A 17,633-nucleotide genomic window follows, 5' to 3' on the forward strand; every position below is an offset into this window, starting at 1 on the left:
TTAGTTTAATTAGTTTACTCTCCTACTTGTTAAAAATTTCATCCTGATAATTTTAAAATTATTGGGATGGATGTTTTTATTGTATTTATTTTTTTATTTTTGTTTTATTATTTAATTTTATAAAAATATAATTATCTTTTTATGCAACTTATAAGATAATATTAGATTTTAATGTAACTATCAAGGAAAAATATGTTTGATAAAATTCATTATTATTATTTTAATGCTAATTATGAAAAATGTTTAAACTTGAGTGAGCAATTTTTAAAAGAAAGTCCAAAATTTGCTTTAGAATTTGCTACGCTTTCTTCTTATAAACTTTCTCTTTTTCAAAAAGCTTTATATTATGCTCAAGAGCTTTTTTCTTTAAATCCTACAAGTTTTAATGGTCTTATGCTTGCTAAAAGCTATATTGAAAATTTAAGATTTGATGAAGCCTTGAATTTATTACAAACACTTTTAATTCGCAAAGATGATTTAGAGGATGAACTTAAGTTAGAATTGGCTTTTATTTATAAACTGAGCAATAAACTAGAAGAATCTGAACAAATTTTCAAAGAATTACTTTCTAAAGATATGTATAATCTTAATCTATGGAAAAATTATGCAGAAATTTATTTTAAACATGATTTTACGAAGGCATTAAATGCACATGAGCACTTGTGTCATTTTATGCAAGATTTGATTGATAAACTACAAAAAGGAATCATTGCTGAACAAACCAATCTTAATTTAGTCAAACTCGAAGATAGGCTTCATAGTAAAACCAAAGAAAATCTTACCATTTCTAAAATAGAAGATTTTTTAACTCATCAAATTTTACCCCAAAAAGCATACTTACTTTTTAAGCTTTTTAGAATATCTGATTCTTTAGAACTTTTTCAATCACTACAAGAAGCCAATCAACACCATGCACAGTTTTGGCAAAACTATGCTAAGGTCTTAGAATTTAACTCAAACTATCAAGAAGCTTATCATGCTTATAAAAAATGTCTTAGTTTGGATTCTCATGCAACCTATCAATTTGATTTGGCTTATCTTTTGATGCGTATGGGAGTGGATGATAATTTTGAAGAGGGTAAGAAATATTATGAAAGCAGATTATTTTATGCTCATAATGAAACTTTTTCTACTTATCATTATAATGAAAGCCTAAAAGCTTTTAATAAATTTGGCGTTGATGCTTTTAAAAATAAAGAAGTTTTAGTATTTTGCGAGCAAGGCTTTGGCGATACTATAATGTATGCAAGATGCTTAGAAAAACTTTGCAAAATCGCTTCAAAGGTTTTATTTGCTCCTCAAAGTGCCATGTATGAAATGTTTAAAAATCAAATCAAATTTTTAAATCAAAATAATGATATTTTTAAAAATGTAAAGGTTTTAAAAAATCTACCTACAAATTTTGATTATGCTATTCCTATTTGTTCTTTGCCTTTTTTTATTGATATTAAGCTTGATGAGATTTTACGATTAAAAACACCTATATTGCCACAGAAAAAACCGCATAATCAAAGAAAAAAACTTGGTATTTTTTATGCTACTCCTAATGCTGAAAATTCTGATTTATTAAGAAATGTAAAATTTGAATTTTTATTTGATGTATTAAAAGACTTAGATTATGAAATCATTTCTTTTCAAATGCAATTAAAAGAAGAATTACCTAAGGTAATAGAAGATAGAAGCAAGCTTATAAAAAATTGGAATGATACTCTAAATTATTTATATGATATTGACTGTATGCTTAGTATTGATAGTGCTATAGCGCATTTAAGTTTAGCTATGGATATTCCTACTATAGTTCTTTTACATCCTAGGTTTGATTGGCGTTGGGGAAAATTTGAAAATCCTAAAAGTTATTTTTGGCCAAAAGCAAAATGTTTTATCATAAAAGAACAAGAAGAAACAAAAAGGAATTTGCAAAAACTGATTAAAGATATTTTAAACTAAAGCTTAGTTTAAGAGCTTTAGGTGGAAAATTTGGTTTTTGATTTGCAAAAATTAAAAAATTGATTTTTAAACTAATCAAGGTATAATTTTAAAGTTAAAAATAAGGAATAACTATGCTCTATGTTTATATCAAAACTCAAAATGCTTTAGTTCAAAGAATCAACTTTAATCTCGATAGTCAAGAACTACCACAAAATATTTTATGGATTGATTTACTTCATCCAAGTGCAGCGGAAATTGCTTTTATATCAAGTGAATTTAATCTTGAGTTTCCTACAAAAGAAGAAAGAGAAGAAATAGAACTTAGCGCAAAATATTGGGAAGACAATGCGACAATAACCATCAATGCTCATTTTTTAGTAAGAGATCTTAAAAGCGATGAAGAAGATAGGAATTTAATCAAGCTTCGCACAGAAATTGTTACTTTTGCTACAGCTAAAAATATCTTATTTACTATAAGATATAACGAATTTAGCACTTTTGAAGAAATTCAAGCAAGGATTTTAGCTAGTCCGAAGAATTTTGAAGATGGTTTTGATATTATTGATAAAATGTTTGAAGTGCGCGTTGAAAAAGATGCGGATTTACTAGAATGGATAGATAAAGAAGCAAGACGCTTAAGAACAAGTGTTTTAGAAAAAAAAGATGAATATAGTTATGATGAAATGCTAAAGGATATTTCAAGCTTACAAGAGCTTAATATGCGTGTAAGAGATTCTTTATTTGATAAACGTCGTGCTATGACTTCTTTACTAAAAAGCGATAAAATCGATAAAGATATAAAACAAAATCTCACTATAGTTTTAAAAGACTTAAATTCTTTGGTTGAATTTAGTGTTTCGCAACTTAATATCTTAGACAATATTCAAACCATTTTAGCTAGCCAAATCAACATAGAACAAAACAAAATCATTAAAATTTTTACCGTTGCAACTGTTGCCATGATGCCTCCTACTTTAATAGGAACTGTTTATGGTATGAATTTTAAATTCATGCCAGAACTTGAACTTCACTATGCTTATCCCATAGTGCTTGGCGTGATGGTAATTTCTATCATTTTACCTTTGGTTGTTTTCAAGAAAAAAGGATGGTTATAAAAATTTATTAAGGAGGAACAATGGATACGATAAACATAGGAATTTTAACCCTAAGCGATAGAGCAAGTAGTGGTATATACGAAGATAAAGCTACTGCTGAAATTGAAAGAGTGTTAAATTCATATATAAAAAATGATATTATTTATCATAAAGAATTAATCCCTGATGATTATGATTTAATCATTAAAAAATTACTTTATCTAGTAGATGAAAAAAAATGCGATTTGATTGTTACAAGCGGAGGTACAGGTCCAGCACTTCGTGATGTAACCCCAGAAGCCACGGAAGCCGTGTGTGATAAAATGATGCCAGGTTTTGGAGAGCTTATGCGCTTAGAAAGTTTAAAATATGTCCCAACAGCTATACTTTCAAGACAGAGCGCAGGAATTCGCAATAAATCTTTTATCATTAATTTACCAGGAAATCCTAAAGCTATAAAAGAATGTCTAGAGCCTGTTTTTCCAGCTATACCTTATTGTATTGATTTAATAGAAGGTGCTTATATAGAAGCAAATGATGAAGTTATTAAGGTTTTTCGCCCTAAGAAAAAATGTCAAAATTAAAATTTACTAGCTCTGATAAGTCTGCTTAATTGTCTAGCAAGCAGACTTGCCGAAGCTTCATCTTTGCTTATCTTTTGCACTTTATTTTTAAACTTACAAAGTCTGTCATCTAAAATCACATTATTGATTGGAATTTTAGGCTTTTCTTTTTGCTTTTGTGAAATCTTTTTCTTAAAAAACATTCTTTAATCCTTTTTTATAAATATACATCAACTTAGTTGAAAAGAATATTATTTTAGATTTTAAGCTATTAACTTTATTTCATTATTTTAAGCTAAAATTCGCAAAAACTAATCAAGGAAAATAATGACTTTAATTGCAATTTTATGTCTTTACACAGCACTTTTATCTTGGATTTCCTATACTCAAATTCGTTTCTTAGAAAGAGAAAAAGACAAACAAGCTCAAATTTTAAGCGAAAAAGACTATCAAAATGCAGCAGACATTGCCATCGAAAATGAAAAATTTAAACTATTTTCCAATTTTTATAATTTAATCATCAATATTGCATGGATAGGTTTTGGATTTTTATATCTTAAAGAATTACTTATCTCAAATAACACTCGTTTTGAAAATACTTTATTTTTATTATCTTTTTTAATAATCACAAGTATTTTAAATCTACCTTTAAGTATTTATGAAAGTTTTATCAAAGATAAAGCCCATGGTTTTTCAAATATGACTGTAAAACTTTTTATCAAAGACACTGTAAAAAGTTTTATTTTAACTTTAATATTTGGATTTTTAATCCTTTATGCTTTGCTTTTTTGCTATGATTTTTTTGGAACTTTTTGGTGGATTGTGGCCTTTATTTTTGCCTTTTGTATTATAGTGATTATAAATCTTATTTACCCTACCTTGATAGCACCTATTTTTAATAAAATGGAAAAACTAAACGATGAAAATTTGCTGAAAAAAATCAGCTCTTTAATGAAACAATGTGGGTTTAATGCAAATGGGGTTTATGTTATTGATGCAAGCAAAAGAGATAAACGTTTAAATGCTTATTTTGGTGGACTTTTTAAAAGCAAAAGAGTGGTTCTTTTTGATACATTATTAAAAGCTTTAAATGAAAGAGAACTTTTAGCTGTTTTAGGACACGAGCTTGGACATTTTGTTCATAAGGATGTTATCAAAGCTTTATTTAACGGTGCTATAACTATGTTTTTACTTTTTTTTGTTTTTGCAAATTTACCTGAATTTGTTTACTTAGAAAGTCATCTAGAAGGAGTAAATGGCGGTGTATTTGCTCTTTTATTTATCTTTGCAAATATTTTTAGCTTTTTAATCTCTCCTATACTTAATGCCTTAAGTAGAAAAAATGAATTTGCAGCTGATCAACACGGAGCTAAAGTTACAAGCAAAGAAGATATGAAAAATGCGTTGATAGCTCTAGCAAGAGAAAATAAAGCTTTTATCAAAACAAGTAAAATATATACATTTTTTTATCTCAGTCATCCAAGTATTAGCGATAGAATCAAGGCTCTTTCTTGACTATAAAAAATGCTCTTATAGAAGCTAAATCTAGCTTAAAAGGTTATGAAAATGAAGCAGTATTTATACTCTGTGAATATCTAAAAAAAGATAAAGCTTGGTTATTTTTAAACCAAGATATAAAAATAGATCACAAACCTTATTTTGAGCTTATAAGACGTTTTAAATCTGGAGAACCTTTTGAATATATATTTGAAAAAGTGGATTTTTGGGGCTTAGAATTTAAGATAAAAAAAGGCGTTCTAATCCCTCGTTACGATAGTGAAATTTTACTTTTTCAAATTTTAAATTTATGCAAAAAAAATACTTTTAATAAGATTTTAGAAATAGGATTTGGAAGCGGAATTTTAAGCATTGTTTTAGCCAAAGAACTTGGGTTAAAAATCACAGCCTGTGATATCAATCCTAAAGCCTTAGAATTAGCTTTAGAGAATGCCAAATTACACAAAGTCGATCACTTGATTGACTTTAAACTTTGTAATTTTAAGCAAATTAAAGAAAATTATGATTTTATTTTTTCAAATCCACCTTATATTAAAAATTCATATCCTATAGATATTTGGGTACAAAAAGAACCCAAAGAAGCTTTATTTGGCGGAGAAAAAGGATATGAAATTCTAGAAGAAATCATACATTTTTCCCTCGATAAAAAAGTTAAATTTTTAGCTTGTGAATTTGGCTATGATCAAAAAGAAATTTTGGAAAAAATCTTATATCAAAATAATTTCATTGTTGATTTTTTCAAAGATGAACAAGGTTATAATCGTGCTTTTATAGCTAAATTTACAAATATGCGTTATGATAAAAAATAAAAGGAGAAACTTTTGAAAGCTGTTAATTTATTTTTACTTGCCTCCATCATAGGGGTTGAACTCATACTAGGAATAGTTGTTGCACCAACAATTTTTTTTCCTCAGAATCTTATAGGGGAAGGAGTGTTGAGCCATTTTCAAAGTGGCTTAATGATGACGCAAATTTTTATTAAAATGGGATATTTACTGATTTTTGTTTCAGTGGTTAATTTTTTATATGAAATTTATTCTCTTATAAAAAATGAAATAAAATTTCAAATAAAATTTTCAAAATTTATGCTGAGTTTGCTTATTTTGATTTTAAGCTTAATATTTGTTTTTTATTTTACTAATACCATAATTGAACTCCAAAACTTAGGTGAAAACGCTACAAAAACTCAAGAATTTATCAGTATCCATAATGCAAGTGAAGTGGTGATTAAAATCATCTTGATAATGCAAGTTTTTTTGTATTTCTTAAGCTTTAAAATAGCAAAAAAATGATAGAATATTAAATAAATCCAAAAAGAGAAGGAGTAGGCCATGATGATCTCTGATGCAACTATGATGCAACAAAATTACTATTTAAACAATGCACAAAAAGCTAGCGATAAAGCTTTAGAAAATATTGCAGCTGTTCGCGCAATAAGTGGAGTTGATAGTGCCAATTTAGCTATTGCTGACTCTTTAAGATCTCAATCAAGCACTATAGATCAAGGTATCGCAAATGCTTATGATGCTATAGGGGTTTTACAAATTGCAGATGCTAGCCTTACTAATATCTCTCAAAGTGCAGATAGACTTAATGAACTTTCAGTAAAAATGAACAATGCTGCACTTAATGATTCTCAAAAAGGAATGCTAAGAACAGAAGCAACACGCATACAAGAATCCATCAATGATTCTTTTAATAATGCAACTTATAATGGAAAAAATGTCTTTCAAACTATGAATTTTGTAGTAGGTAGCGGAACTGAAACTACAAATTTAAATCCATTAGCAACAGGTGGATTAAGCATAGATAATCAAGATAGTATTACAAATTTTATGGATCAACTTGGAAGTTTAAGAAGTGAAATAGGCTCAGGTATCAATGCCATCACATCAAATATTAATGCAAGTGTTCAAAATAGCATCAACTCAAAAGCAGCTGAAAATAATTTACTAAATAATGACATAGCAAAAAATGTTAATGATTTTAATGCCAATTATCTAAAAGAAAATGCTGCTGCTTTTGTTGCTGCGCAATCCAACATGCAGCTTCAAAGCAAAATTGCTAATTTATTACAATAATATAAGCCCTAAATAGGGCTTATTTCTTTATCAAAATGACTTTAGAGCAAATTTTAGAAAAAACCAAAAACGTTCGTCTTGTAGCCGCAAGCAAGTATGTCGATGCAAGTATAATTGAAAAGCTTTTTGATCAAGGTATAGTAGAATTTGGAGAAAATCAAGTCCAAGCTCTAGCACAAAAAAAGAAAATCTTGATGAAAAAAAATTAGACATAAAGTGGCATTTTATAGGAACTCTACAAAGCAACAAAATCAATCTCTTAATCAAACAAAAACCTATATTATGGCACTCTTGTAATGGTATTAAAATAGCTAAAGCTATGGACAAAAGACTTGATTATAAATTAAATACTTTATTAGAAATCAATAGTGCAAATGAAAATAGCAAAAGCGGTCTAGATCCAAATCAAGCTGTAGAAGAATATTTACAAATACAAGAAGAATGCTCTAATCTAAATCTTTGTGGCGTAATGAGCATAGGATCACACAGCCAAGATAAAGAAAGTATTATAAAAAGCTTTGAAACTACATTTAAAATTTATGAAATTCTTCAAAAACATGGGGCTAAAATTTGCTCTATGGGGATGAGTAATGATTTTGAAATTGCTATAAAATGCGGATCCAACTTAGTAAGACTTGGAAGCATTTTATTTAAAAATCTTAAGTAAGAACAATCTTACTTAAGCATATTTATTAGAAATTTCCTCTACTATACTATCAGAGATAATAAAATCTGTATGATAAAGCAAGCAAGATCCCGCGCTAATAACTTTTAAAACAAGTTTTTTATTGTTTTTTTCATTAGGATTATGTGCATTTCTAGCAATTTCATGAATTTCATAGATTAATTCTCTATTTAACCTTGTCAAATCTAGCTCTATGATATTTTTTTCAAATTCCTTAGGTTCTGCGGTAAAATGATTTTCTTCTTTATTTTTGAAATCTTTTTTTGCTCCAAATTTTTTTATAGCTTTAATCTCGCCATCTTCAAGACTTTGTAAATCTTTAATTGCTTTTAAAAAAAAGCTAGGCTTCTCCCCTCCCTCAGCTTTAAATCCCAATACAAAACCATAGGCATTATTTTTTAAATTTTCATCTTTGATGATGTTTTCTATTTCTTCTACATTGCTTTCAAATACAGTAGCATCAAACGAAGAATAATAATCCAAAATTTCAATTCTACCATAACGCTTATTATTTTTACTCATCATGGATTTGAAATCTTCAATTTTACCTATACTTAAAATTTCTCCATTGTTTTTTAAACTTTCAAAATCTAAACTTTTAACATAATCTATAGCATTAATTTGTTCATAAAATCGATCTAAAGGATGGCCTGAAACATAAATTCCTAAAATTTCTTTTTCATATCCTAATTTTTCCATCACTTCAAATTCTTCATTTTTGGGAGTAAAATTTACTTGAACACCTGAAGTTAATTCCTCTTCACCAAAAAGAGAACTTGCAGCATTTTTTCTTACTTCAGCCATTTTACGCGATGCTTCGCTAAGATTTTCCATATTATCAAACAAAGCTTTTCTAGTAAAACCAAACTCATCAAAAGCCCCTGCCTTAATAAGACTTTCTAATGTTCTACGGTTTATTTTGGTAGGATCTATCTTACCTAAGAAATCATTAATATCCTTAAATTCTCCATCTTGTCTTGCTTCAAGTAAATTTTCAACTGCAGGAATACCCACACTTTTTATAGCCCCAAGTCCGTATATAATAGCATCCTTGCCATCTTGCTCTAAAGCACTAAATTCACGGATCGCTTTGTTAATCGATGGAGGTAAAAGTTTAATATTCATTTTTTTCATCTCATCAATATAAACAGCAATTTTATCCACATTGTTTTCTTCGCTTGTTAAAAGCGCTGCCATAAATTCACTAGGATAATAAGTTTTTAAATAAGCTGTTTGAAAAGTAATCAACGCATAAGCCGCAGAGTGAGATTTATTAAAACCATATCCTGCAAATTTTACGATAAGCTCCCATAAATCCTCAGCTTTTGCTCTATCATATCCTTGTTTTTCTGCTCCATCTGCAAAATCAGTCTTAAGCTTTTTCATCTTCTCAGGATCTTTTTTACCCATAGCACGACGCACTACATCAGCACCTCCTAAAGAAAAGCCACCTATAATTTGAACAATTTGCATAACCTGTTCTTGATAAACAATAACCCCATAAGTAGGCTCTAAAACCTTTTCTAAACTGTCAAAAGGATATTCTATACTTTTTAAACCATGCTTTCTATCGATAAAATCATCAAGCATTCCTGATTCCATAGGGCCTGGACGATAAAGCGCAAGAACCGCAATGATATCTTCAAAACGCTCTGGTTTTAAGCGTGCATTTAAGCTTTGCATACCGTCTGATTCGATTTGAAAAATCCCTAAAGTATTTCCACTTTGTATGGTTTTATAAACTTTGCTATCATTTACATCTATGGTTTCCCAAATAATGTCTTTATTATAACGCTTTTTAATAAGCTTGATTGCATTATTGATTACTGTTAAAGTTTTTAGACCTAAAAAGTCAAATTTTATCAAATCTACATCTTCTAAATGATCTTTAGAATACTGCGTTACTAAATGTCTTTCATCATTTTTACTTTGTCTAAAAAGCGGAGTTTTCTTCCATAAACTTTCATTAGAAATTACAACACCCGCTGCGTGCATACCCGCATTGCGATTTAATCCTTCTAAAGCTCTTGCATATTCCCAAACTTCAGGACCTTTAGGATGACGATCAATAAATTCTTTGATTTTAGGTTCTTTTTCATAAGCAGCATCAAGAGTGATTTTAAGCTCTTCAGGCACAAGTTTAGCAAGCTCATCAGCATCTTGAATACTCATATCACAAACTCTAGCCACATCACGAATCACCCCTTTAGCTAAAAGCTTACCAAAGGTAATAACCTGTGCAACCTTATCTGCTCCATATTTATCAATCACATAATCAATCACTTCAGCACGTCTGTCTTGACAAAAATCCACATCAATATCAGGCATGCTCACACGCTCAGGATTTAAAAAACGCTCAAAAAGTAAACTATAAGGAATAGGATCTAAATCCGTAATCCTCAAACAATAAGAAACCAAACTTCCTGCAGCTGATCCTCTTCCAGGACCTACTGGAATGCCTTTATCTTTAGCCACTTTAATAAAATCATGAACAATAAGCATATAACCTGAAAATTTCATATTTTTAATGATATTAATTTCTACCTCAAGTCTTTGTTTGTATTCTTTATGCTTGCTTTCATCGATAAATTTTAATCTCTCTTCAAGTCCCTTTTTACAAAGCTCTTCAAAAACTATGTCATCATTATCAAAGCTAAATTCTTTTGTTTCTTCAGGCAAGGTAATATTATGATCTTTAGCATATTCTCTTGTAAATTTGAAATTCGGTGGAGTGGGATTGCCAAGATTAAGCTCTAAATTACATTTTTGCGCGATTTCTTGTGTATTTTCTATAGCTTCTGGAATATCTGCAAAAAGCTCACTCATTTGCTCAGGGCTTTTAACATAAAATTCATGCACACTATGACGCATTCTATCAGGGTCATTAAGTTTTTTTCCCATAGCTATACACATAAAAACCTCATGGGCAGCCGCTCTTTCTTTAAAAGTATAATGCGTATCATTTGTAGCAATGATTTTTATATTTAATTCTTTAGAAAGTCTGATAATATCATCATCTATCATTCTTTGATCACCTATACCATGACGCATGATTTCAAAATAAAAATCATCTTTAAAAACTTTTTTATACCATAATGCTGCTTCTTTTGCTGCTTCATAGCCTTTTGCACCAAAACGCACATTTCTTTCACTATAAGTATTTAAGTGCCAATTTACTTCACCTTGCAAGCAAGCAGAAGAACAAATAAGACCTTCGCTATATTTTTCTAAAAGCTTTTTATTGATACGCGGATAATAATACAAACCTTTAATATAACTTTGAGAACTTAAATACATTAAATTTCGATATCCGATCTCATTTTTTGCATACAAACAAAGGTGAAAACGCTGACGAGAACTTTTATCATCTAATTCATCGTGATTATGTAAATACGCTTCCATACCAATGATAGGTTTTAAACCTTGTGCTTTCATTGTTTGATAAAAATCAATTGCCCCAAACATATTTCCATGATCTGTCATAGCAACACTTGTAGCACCCTGCTCTTTTAAAGTCAAAGCTAATTCTTTAAGCTTATTAGCTCCATCAAGCAAAGAATATTCTGTATGTAAATGCAAGTGTGTAAATTGACTCATTTTCTTCCTTTAGTTTTTTAAGGCTTATTTTAATTTTGATAAAAATTATAAATTTTTCTCGCTGAATTTGAAAGAAATTGACCCTAAATTTCAACTTAAATTTTACAAAAAAGGCAAAAATTCAGCCAAAATAAACTATAATAAAAATTTAAGATTTTAATCTTAAATAAAATAAACTTTTCAAAGGATGAAATGATGAAAGTAAAAATTGCTTATTGCAATCTTTGAAATTATCGCCCACAAGCTGCAAGGGTTGCAGAAGAACTACAAAGCGATTTCAAAGATGTTGAAGTAGAATTTGAAATTGGCGACAGAGGTGATTTTATCGTTGAAGTAGACGGAAAAGTTATCTTCTCTAAAACACAACTTATTAATTGCGAAAGTGAAAGATTTCCATATCAAAATGAAATTAATCAATTAATAAAAAATAGAGTGTAATCAAACACTCTATCATAATATTTTCTCATATTCCTTGCCAATATATATGTTTTGCTCATACTCGATAATAGGACGCTTAATACAGCTTGGATTTTCTAATACAATTTTCTCAAGTTCTTTTTCATTTAAACTTTTAACTTTTTCTTTGTTTAAACCAAGTTTTTTAGAAGTTAATCCAGTAGTATTGATAAGATCTTCAAAAGATTTTTGTTTTAACCATGTGTATAAAATATCTTGATTAATCTTTTTAATATCCATAAAATCAAATACAACACCTTTTTGTGTTAAAGCATCCATAGCTTTCTTTACAGAATTACAATTTTTAATACCATAAAGTTTCATTTTCTAGCCTTTTTTACTAAATCTGCAATTAAAAAAGCAAGCTCTAATGCTTGATCCGCATTAAGCCTTGGATCGCATTGAGTCTCATAACGATCTTCTAAGCTTTGAGCAGTAACATTGCTTGCACCACCTGTGCATTCTGTTACATCTTTTCCGGTCATTTCAAGATGCACTCCACCTGGATAAATCCCTTCGCTTATTGCAATCTCAAAAAAAGATCCCACTTCTTGCATGATTTTATCAAACTCACGTGTTTTAAAATTACCTGCTTTTACTGTATTTCCATGCATAGGATCTATGCTGTATACTAAATTTAAACCTTCACTTTTAAGTTTGGAGAAAATTTTTGGCAAATTATTGATAATTTTATCTGCACCCATGCGGATAATAATATTTAATCTTCCTTCTTCATTATTTGGATTTAAAACATTTGCTAAAGCTATGATATCATCAGCACTTGCACTAGGTCCTATTTTAACCCCTAAAGGATTTTTTACTCCTCTTAAAAAATGTACATGAGCTTCATCAAGCGCCCTTGTTCTTTCACCTATCCAAAGCATGTGAGCTGAACAATCGTAAATTTCTCCACTTAAACTATCCACTCTAGTTAAAGCTTCTTCATAAGGCAAAAGCAAAGCTTCATGTGAAGTATAAACACTAACTTCTCTTAGACTCGGAGTATTACTTGTATTAATCCCACAAGCTTCCATAAAAGCCAAAGCTTGTGAAATTTTTTCACTGATATCAGTATATTGCTTATGGAGTTCACTCTTTTTTAAAAACCTCAAATTCCAACGATGCACTTCATGCAAATCTGCTAAACCACCCTTAGCAAATCCGCGCAACAAATTTAGCGTTGTTGCACTTTGATAATAAGCTTCAAGCATTCTATGAGGATCAGGAATGCGCGCTTGTTCGCTAAATTCAAAACCATTAATAATATCACCACGATAACTAGGAAGACTTATACCATTTAACTCTTCAAAATCACTACTTCTTGGCTTGGCAAACTGCCCTGCAATACGACCAATTTTTACAACAGGACATCCACCGGCAAATGTAAGCACTATAGCCATTTGAAGTAAAATCTTAAACATGTCACGGATATTTACAGCGCCAAAATTTTCAAAGCTTTCAGCACAATCTCCACCTTGAAGTAAAAAAGCTTCTTTTTTACAAACTCTTGCTAAAGACTTTTGAAGATTTCTCACTTCTCCAGCAAAAACCAAAGGAGGAAGTTTCTCAAGTCTTGCTAAAACTCTATTCATTTCCTCTTGATCTGGATAGATAGGTTGCTGTTTTATGGGATAGTTTTTCCAAGAATTCTTAGTCCACATGGTTTTTTCTTTCGTTTTATTGATCAGCTTCCTCTATAAGTTGAATAACCAAAAGGAGAAAGGGTTATTGGAACATGATAATGTTTTTGATCTTTAGAAAGCTCAAAACTTACCTCTACAAAAGGATAAAAAGTATTTATTTTGTGTGATGTGTAATAGTCTTTTGTAAAAAATTTAAGCTTATAAATTCCAAAAGCCCTATTTTCAGCTTTTTCATATGGTAATAAATCCCCTATTCTACCATTTTCTTCGGTAAATTCTTCACTTACTTTTTTCCACTGTTGATTTGCTTCCAACTTATAAAGCTCAACTTTTACTTTAGGAGCGGGTTGTCCAGAAGTAATATCCAAGACATGAGTGCTTAATTGATATTCAGTAGCACTCAAAAACATTGGCACGCTTGCTAATATTAATAAAGTTTTTTTAATAGAAAACATTTTCTCTCCTTATATAATATTTACAAGGAATATTATATAAGAGCATTATTAATAATTAAAATCAAATAATAAAAATTATAAATTAATTATAATTATTTAATTGTTAGACTTATAATAAAAAATAATTATAAATTATTTTTTAAGCTCTTTAATACGTGCTGCTTTACCGCGTCTATCTCTTAAGTAGAATAATCTTGCACGGCGTACACGACCACGACGCAAAACAATAATACTTTCCAAACTCTCACTATAAATAGGGAAAATTCTCTCAACGCCAACATTATTAGCACCCATTTTACGTACGATAAAAGTTTCGCTTACGCCATTACCTCTTCTAGCAATACAAATACCCTCAAAATTTTGGATTCTTGTTTTATCTCCTTCTTTGATACGAATTGCAAGCTTTAAAGTATCACCAGCACGAAAATCTGGAACATTTTTACCTTCAATTTGTTTTGCTTCAAATTGTTCTATATATTTATTTTTCATAAAAATCCCTTATTTTTTGCGTTCATGCTCTAAAAATAAATCTGGACGAAAAAATTTCGTTTTGCAAGACGCCAAAGTAGTTTTTAAACTTGCAATTCTAGCGTGATTACCCTTTAAAAACTCTGAAGGAGTATAAAATTTTTGATTTTTTTTCTCAAAAATAAAAGGTTTTGAAAAAGCAGGTGCTTCGAGTAAATTATTTTCAAAGCTTTCTTCTTCCAAACTTTCCATATTCCCTAAAACCCCGTTAACATTTCTTAAAATCGCATCACACATTACAAGCGCAGGTAATTCTCCTCCTGTTAAAATAAAATCCCCTATGCTAAAAACTTCATTCGCAAAAATTTCAAGCACTCTTTCATCTATACCTTCATAGCGCCCACATACAAAAACTATGTGTTCTTTTTTACTTAAGCGTTTGGCGTCTTTTTGATTAAAAGTTTTACCACTTGGATTTAAAAAAATAAAATAGGGATTTTCTTTTTTTTCTTGAATACTTTTTAACACCTCATACATAGGTTCAACTTGCATCAAAAGTCCAGCTCCACCACCTATTTTATAATCATCGACTTTATGATAAGAATTTTTAGAAAAATCTCTTGGGTTATAAAAATTAAGTTTGAAAAGTTTTTTTTCTTTTGCTCTTGCAAGTATAGAATCCTGAAAGTAAAATTTCATAAGATTAGGGAATAAAGAAACGAAACTAAATTTCATGAATTTTCTAAAATTAAAAAAGCATCTTGCGTGCAAAAAATCTGTCGTTTTTCTATATCTATATTTTTAACAAATTTATCTAGATACGGAATAAAAAATATTTTAGAATATTTTTTATTCACCCATTTTTCATCACTTTGAATTTCAAATAAATAAGAAGCTCCAATTTCCAAGATATCAACAACTTTACCTAATCTTTTATCTTCTTCAAAAACTTCACACTCTAAAATATCAAAATAAAAAAACTCATCTTTTTTTAATTTACAAGTTTGTCTGCTTTTCTCGATACTCTGAAAAAGAATAAGATTGGTTAATTCTTTAGCTTTTTCTATATCTTCATAATTCTCAAATAAAACAGTAGAATTGCTTGCATTATAATGCTTAATCTTTAATATTTCTTTGGTATTTTTTATAAAAAAGGTAGCATCTTTTTTAAATTGAGAAGAAAAGTCGCTCAGGTTATGCAATTTTACATAACCCTTAAGACCCACAGTTTTACCAAGTTTTGCAACTTGAACAAAATCTTTTTCACTCAAGTGCTTTTACCGTTACCCTATAAGAACTTGCATCCTTGCTCTTATAAGCAGAGATTACGGTTTTTATAGCATTGATCATTTTTCCATTTTTACCTATAAGCTTACCTGTATCAACCTTATGTGCAAAAAGAACAATCTCAAAAAAATTTTCACTTAATTCAATTTTTTGAGTGTTAATCTGTTCAGGATAATCTGCAATTAATTTTGCGTATTCCCTAAGAAAATTCTCTACCATGATTATTTGCTAGTGATAGAAGTAACTTTATCGCTAAGTTTTGCACCAACACTTTTCCAATAAGCTAAACGCTCTGCATCAACTTTAATTACCTCAGGTTCTACCATAGGATTATAATATCCAATACTTTCTATCCAACCACCATCGCGACGTTTTCTACTGTCTGTAACCACAATACGATAAAATGGTCTTTTAGTTCTACCCATTCTTGTAAGTCTAATAACTGTCATTTATACTCCTTAAAAATTAAAAATTTTATTTATAGATACTATAAAAAGTATTTATAAATAAAATTTAAAATTGTCTTCTAGCTTGGCTCATCATTTGTGTCAAATTCTCCATTCCTTTTTTGCCTGAAAATCTTTTTGCAAGTTTTGCTGCATTACTAAATTGTTTTAAAAAACGATTGACTTCTACCTGAGAAAGACCTGCTCCCTCTGCTATACGACGTTTTCTAGCATTATTTAACAAATCAGGATTTTCTCTTTCTTTTGGAGTCATTGAAGAAATCATTGCCTTAATATGTATAATCTCTTTAGAATTATCCAAATCTATATCTTTTACCGCATTTGCCATTCCGCCAAGCCCTGGTATCATACCGATTAAAGACTTCATGCTTCCTAATTTTTTAATACTTTCCATTTGGTTAAGAAAATCATTAAAATTAAATTCACCTTTTTTGATTTTTTGATTGAGTTTTTTAGCTTCTTTTTCATCAATCACTGCAGCAGTTTTTTCAGCTAAAGTAGCCAAATCACCCTTGCCCATGATACGACTTACTATGCGATCTGGTATAAAAACTTCTAAATCTGCTACTTTTTCACCTACACCAATAAATCTTAAAGGAATACCGATTTGTTTTGCTATACCTAAGGCTACTCCACCTTTAGTATCTGCATCAAATTTTGATAAAATTACCCCGCTGATACCTAAAACTTCATTAAAACTAGCCGCAGTCTTAACCCCATCTTGACCACTCATTGCATCAGCAACATAGAAAATCTCATCAGGATTTAAAACATCCTTAACTGCTTTTAATTCATTCATCAAAGTCTCATCTATAGCCAAACGCCCAGCAGTATCCACAAGCAAAACATCCACTATAGAACTTTCAGCCTTTTTTAAAGCCTCTTTAGCAACCCTAATAGGATCTTTTTCATTTTCTATGAAGAAAAGTTCAATTTCATTAGCTTCACAAAGTTGTCTTAGCTGCTCCACTGCCGCTAAACGCTGTAAATCACAAGCTGCAACTAAAACTTTTTTATTGCGTAATTTTAAATAATTTGCAAGTTTGATAGTGCTTGTAGTCTTACCGCCCCCTTGCAAACCTGCCATTAGAACTACTGTCGGGGGTTTAGAAGCAAAAACAAAACCTTGATTTTTGCCATTGACACTTAAAATATTTTCTAAATTTACTTTAATGGCATTTAAAAATTGTTTTTGACCTATTCCGTTTTGCTTTACATCTTCTTCTATCGAAGTCAAAAGCTCTTTAGTTACCTTATGGTGAACATCTGCTTTTAAAAGAGTTTTTTTTAAGGTTTCTAAAGCGTTCTTAAGTGCTTTTTCATCATCAACAAAACGTAATTTATTAATCGCTGATTTAAAAGATTCGCTAACTAACTCAAACACTTTATC

At 29.7% G+C, this 17,633-nt stretch carries 19 protein-coding genes and 1 pseudogene; 9 read left to right on the plus strand and 11 right to left on the minus strand.

Annotation, left to right across the window (positions count from 1 at the left end):
* Window positions 1–192 precede the first annotated feature (192 nt).
* The 3 genes from AJ932_RS02830 to mog all read left to right on the plus strand — a co-directional run bounded on the left by AJ932_RS02830 (window position 193) and on the right by mog (window position 3,607).
* Window positions 193–1,947 (plus strand): hypothetical protein, encoded by a 1,755-nt coding sequence (locus AJ932_RS02830; RefSeq protein WP_070278379.1) that lies wholly within the window; start codon window positions 193–195, stop codon window positions 1,945–1,947.
* Window positions 1,948–2,060: 113 nt separating this feature from the next.
* The gene (gene corA, locus AJ932_RS02835) at window positions 2,061–3,044 is read left to right on the plus strand and encodes a magnesium/cobalt transporter CorA (protein WP_002861405.1); all 984 of its coding nucleotides are present in this window, start codon (window positions 2,061–2,063) and stop codon (window positions 3,042–3,044) included.
* A gap of 20 nt (window positions 3,045–3,064) precedes the next feature.
* Window positions 3,065–3,607, plus strand: coding sequence for a molybdopterin adenylyltransferase (mog, locus tag AJ932_RS02840; RefSeq protein WP_044778931.1), 543 nt, complete (start codon window positions 3,065–3,067; stop codon window positions 3,605–3,607).
* On the opposite strand, the gene AJ932_RS02845 is transcribed toward mog, so the two are convergent.
* The gene (locus AJ932_RS02845; protein WP_070278433.1) at window positions 3,604–3,789 is read right to left on the minus strand and encodes a molybdenum cofactor biosynthesis protein; all 186 of its coding nucleotides are present in this window, start codon (window positions 3,787–3,789) and stop codon (window positions 3,604–3,606) included. The two genes, mog and AJ932_RS02845, sit on opposite strands and share 4 nt — an antisense overlap.
* Before the next feature lie 124 nt (window positions 3,790–3,913).
* Between AJ932_RS02845 and AJ932_RS02850 the strand changes: the two genes are divergently transcribed.
* The 5 genes and pseudogenes from AJ932_RS02850 (at window position 3,914) to AJ932_RS02870 (ending at window position 7,852) form a co-directional block, all read left to right on the plus strand.
* Entirely contained in the window at window positions 3,914–5,101 is a 1,188-nt protein-coding gene (locus AJ932_RS02850) for a M48 family metallopeptidase (RefSeq protein ID WP_070278435.1), read from the plus strand.
* A complete protein-coding gene (locus tag AJ932_RS02855; protein WP_070278437.1) occupies window positions 5,098–5,913 on the plus strand; it encodes a HemK/PrmC family methyltransferase in 816 nt (271 codons plus the stop codon). The genes AJ932_RS02850 and AJ932_RS02855 overlap by 4 nt, the downstream gene beginning before the upstream one ends.
* A 12-nt stretch (window positions 5,914–5,925) precedes the next feature.
* Window positions 5,926–6,396, plus strand: a complete 471-nt coding sequence (locus AJ932_RS02860) for a DUF4149 domain-containing protein (RefSeq protein ID WP_070277474.1) — start codon at window positions 5,926–5,928, stop codon at window positions 6,394–6,396.
* Between the two features lie 39 nt (window positions 6,397–6,435).
* A complete protein-coding gene (flaC, locus tag AJ932_RS02865; RefSeq protein ID WP_004305585.1) occupies window positions 6,436–7,185 on the plus strand; it encodes a flagellin C in 750 nt (249 codons plus the stop codon).
* Between the two features lie 35 nt (window positions 7,186–7,220).
* Window positions 7,221–7,852, plus strand: a pseudogene (locus AJ932_RS02870) (YggS family pyridoxal phosphate-dependent enzyme).
* A 12-nt stretch (window positions 7,853–7,864) separates the two neighbouring features.
* Here the strand turns inward: AJ932_RS02870 and dnaE are convergent.
* Entirely contained in the window at window positions 7,865–11,467 is a 3,603-nt protein-coding gene (gene dnaE / locus AJ932_RS02875) for a DNA polymerase III subunit alpha (RefSeq protein WP_044778937.1), read from the minus strand.
* A gap of 195 nt (window positions 11,468–11,662) precedes the next feature.
* On the opposite strand from dnaE, the gene AJ932_RS10040 reads away from it, so the two are divergent.
* Window positions 11,663–11,905 carry a SelT/SelW/SelH family (seleno)protein gene (locus tag AJ932_RS10040; protein WP_257841545.1) on the plus strand — a complete coding sequence of 81 codons (243 nt, stop codon included), beginning with the start codon at window positions 11,663–11,665 and terminating at the stop codon, window positions 11,903–11,905.
* Between the two features lie 12 nt (window positions 11,906–11,917).
* Here the strand turns inward: AJ932_RS10040 and AJ932_RS02880 are convergent, their stop codons facing one another.
* The 9 genes from AJ932_RS02880 to ffh form a co-directional block, all read right to left on the minus strand.
* Window positions 11,918–12,247 carry an ArsC/Spx/MgsR family protein gene (locus AJ932_RS02880; protein WP_070278439.1) on the minus strand — a complete coding sequence of 110 codons (330 nt, stop codon included), beginning with the start codon at window positions 12,245–12,247 and terminating at the stop codon, window positions 11,918–11,920.
* Window positions 12,244–13,584 carry a class II 3-deoxy-7-phosphoheptulonate synthase gene (locus AJ932_RS02885; RefSeq protein ID WP_002861396.1) on the minus strand — a complete coding sequence of 447 codons (1,341 nt, stop codon included), beginning with the start codon at window positions 13,582–13,584 and terminating at the stop codon, window positions 12,244–12,246. The genes AJ932_RS02880 and AJ932_RS02885 overlap by 4 nt, the downstream gene beginning before the upstream one ends.
* Before the next feature lie 23 nt (window positions 13,585–13,607).
* Complete coding sequence (gene uraH / locus AJ932_RS02890; protein WP_002852246.1) at window positions 13,608–14,021, minus strand: hydroxyisourate hydrolase; 414 nt, start codon at window positions 14,019–14,021, stop codon at window positions 13,608–13,610.
* 132 nt (window positions 14,022–14,153) lie between these two features.
* Window positions 14,154–14,510, minus strand: a complete 357-nt coding sequence (gene rplS / locus AJ932_RS02895; RefSeq protein ID WP_002861395.1) for a 50S ribosomal protein L19 — start codon at window positions 14,508–14,510, stop codon at window positions 14,154–14,156.
* A 9-nt stretch (window positions 14,511–14,519) separates the two neighbouring features.
* Complete coding sequence (gene trmD, locus AJ932_RS02900; protein WP_004305579.1) at window positions 14,520–15,224, minus strand: tRNA (guanosine(37)-N1)-methyltransferase TrmD; 705 nt, start codon at window positions 15,222–15,224, stop codon at window positions 14,520–14,522.
* Complete coding sequence (rimM, locus tag AJ932_RS02905; protein WP_004305577.1) at window positions 15,221–15,760, minus strand: ribosome maturation factor RimM; 540 nt, start codon at window positions 15,758–15,760, stop codon at window positions 15,221–15,223. The genes trmD and rimM overlap by 4 nt, the downstream gene beginning before the upstream one ends.
* Window positions 15,753–15,995, minus strand: a complete 243-nt coding sequence (locus AJ932_RS02910) for a KH domain-containing protein (RefSeq protein ID WP_002861392.1) — start codon at window positions 15,993–15,995, stop codon at window positions 15,753–15,755. Before AJ932_RS02910 ends, rimM begins: the two co-directional genes overlap by 8 nt.
* A gap of 2 nt (window positions 15,996–15,997) precedes the next feature.
* The gene (gene rpsP / locus AJ932_RS02915; protein WP_002883092.1) at window positions 15,998–16,225 is read right to left on the minus strand and encodes a 30S ribosomal protein S16; all 228 of its coding nucleotides are present in this window, start codon (window positions 16,223–16,225) and stop codon (window positions 15,998–16,000) included.
* A 64-nt stretch (window positions 16,226–16,289) separates the two neighbouring features.
* The gene (gene ffh / locus AJ932_RS02920; protein WP_070278441.1) at window positions 16,290–17,627 is read right to left on the minus strand and encodes a signal recognition particle protein; all 1,338 of its coding nucleotides are present in this window, start codon (window positions 17,625–17,627) and stop codon (window positions 16,290–16,292) included.
* Between the last annotated feature and the right edge of the window lie 6 nt (window positions 17,628–17,633).

The organism is Campylobacter sp. BCW_6873 (assembly GCF_001762365.1).
GTDB classification, from domain to species: domain Bacteria; phylum Campylobacterota; class Campylobacteria; order Campylobacterales; family Campylobacteraceae; genus Campylobacter_D; species Campylobacter_D jejuni.

What these genes read in the sequence shown, in the direction of transcription:
- AJ932_RS02830 (WP_070278379.1), top strand. Translation starts at nt 193, where the DNA reads ATGTTTGATAAAATTCATTATTATTATTTTAATGCTAATTATGAAAAA.
- corA (WP_002861405.1), top strand. Translation starts at nt 2,061, where the DNA reads ATGCTCTATGTTTATATCAAAACTCAAAATGCTTTAGTTCAAAGAATC.
- mog (WP_044778931.1), top strand. Translation starts at nt 3,065, where the DNA reads ATGGATACGATAAACATAGGAATTTTAACCCTAAGCGATAGAGCAAGT.
- AJ932_RS02845 (WP_070278433.1), bottom strand. Translation starts at nt 3,789, where the DNA reads ATGTTTTTTAAGAAAAAGATTTCACAAAAGCAAAAAGAAAAGCCTAAA.
- AJ932_RS02850 (WP_070278435.1), top strand. Translation starts at nt 3,914, where the DNA reads ATGACTTTAATTGCAATTTTATGTCTTTACACAGCACTTTTATCTTGG.
- flaC (WP_004305585.1), top strand. Translation starts at nt 6,436, where the DNA reads ATGATGATCTCTGATGCAACTATGATGCAACAAAATTACTATTTAAAC.
- dnaE (WP_044778937.1), bottom strand. Translation starts at nt 11,467, where the DNA reads ATGAGTCAATTTACACACTTGCATTTACATACAGAATATTCTTTGCTT.
- AJ932_RS02880 (WP_070278439.1), bottom strand. Translation starts at nt 12,247, where the DNA reads ATGAAACTTTATGGTATTAAAAATTGTAATTCTGTAAAGAAAGCTATG.
- AJ932_RS02885 (WP_002861396.1), bottom strand. Translation starts at nt 13,584, where the DNA reads ATGTGGACTAAGAATTCTTGGAAAAACTATCCCATAAAACAGCAACCT.
- uraH (WP_002852246.1), bottom strand. Translation starts at nt 14,021, where the DNA reads ATGTTTTCTATTAAAAAAACTTTATTAATATTAGCAAGCGTGCCAATG.
- rplS (WP_002861395.1), bottom strand. Translation starts at nt 14,510, where the DNA reads ATGAAAAATAAATATATAGAACAATTTGAAGCAAAACAAATTGAAGGT.
- trmD (WP_004305579.1), bottom strand. Translation starts at nt 15,224, where the DNA reads ATGAAATTTAGTTTCGTTTCTTTATTCCCTAATCTTATGAAATTTTAC.
- AJ932_RS02910 (WP_002861392.1), bottom strand. Translation starts at nt 15,995, where the DNA reads ATGGTAGAGAATTTTCTTAGGGAATACGCAAAATTAATTGCAGATTAT.
- rpsP (WP_002883092.1), bottom strand. Translation starts at nt 16,225, where the DNA reads ATGACAGTTATTAGACTTACAAGAATGGGTAGAACTAAAAGACCATTT.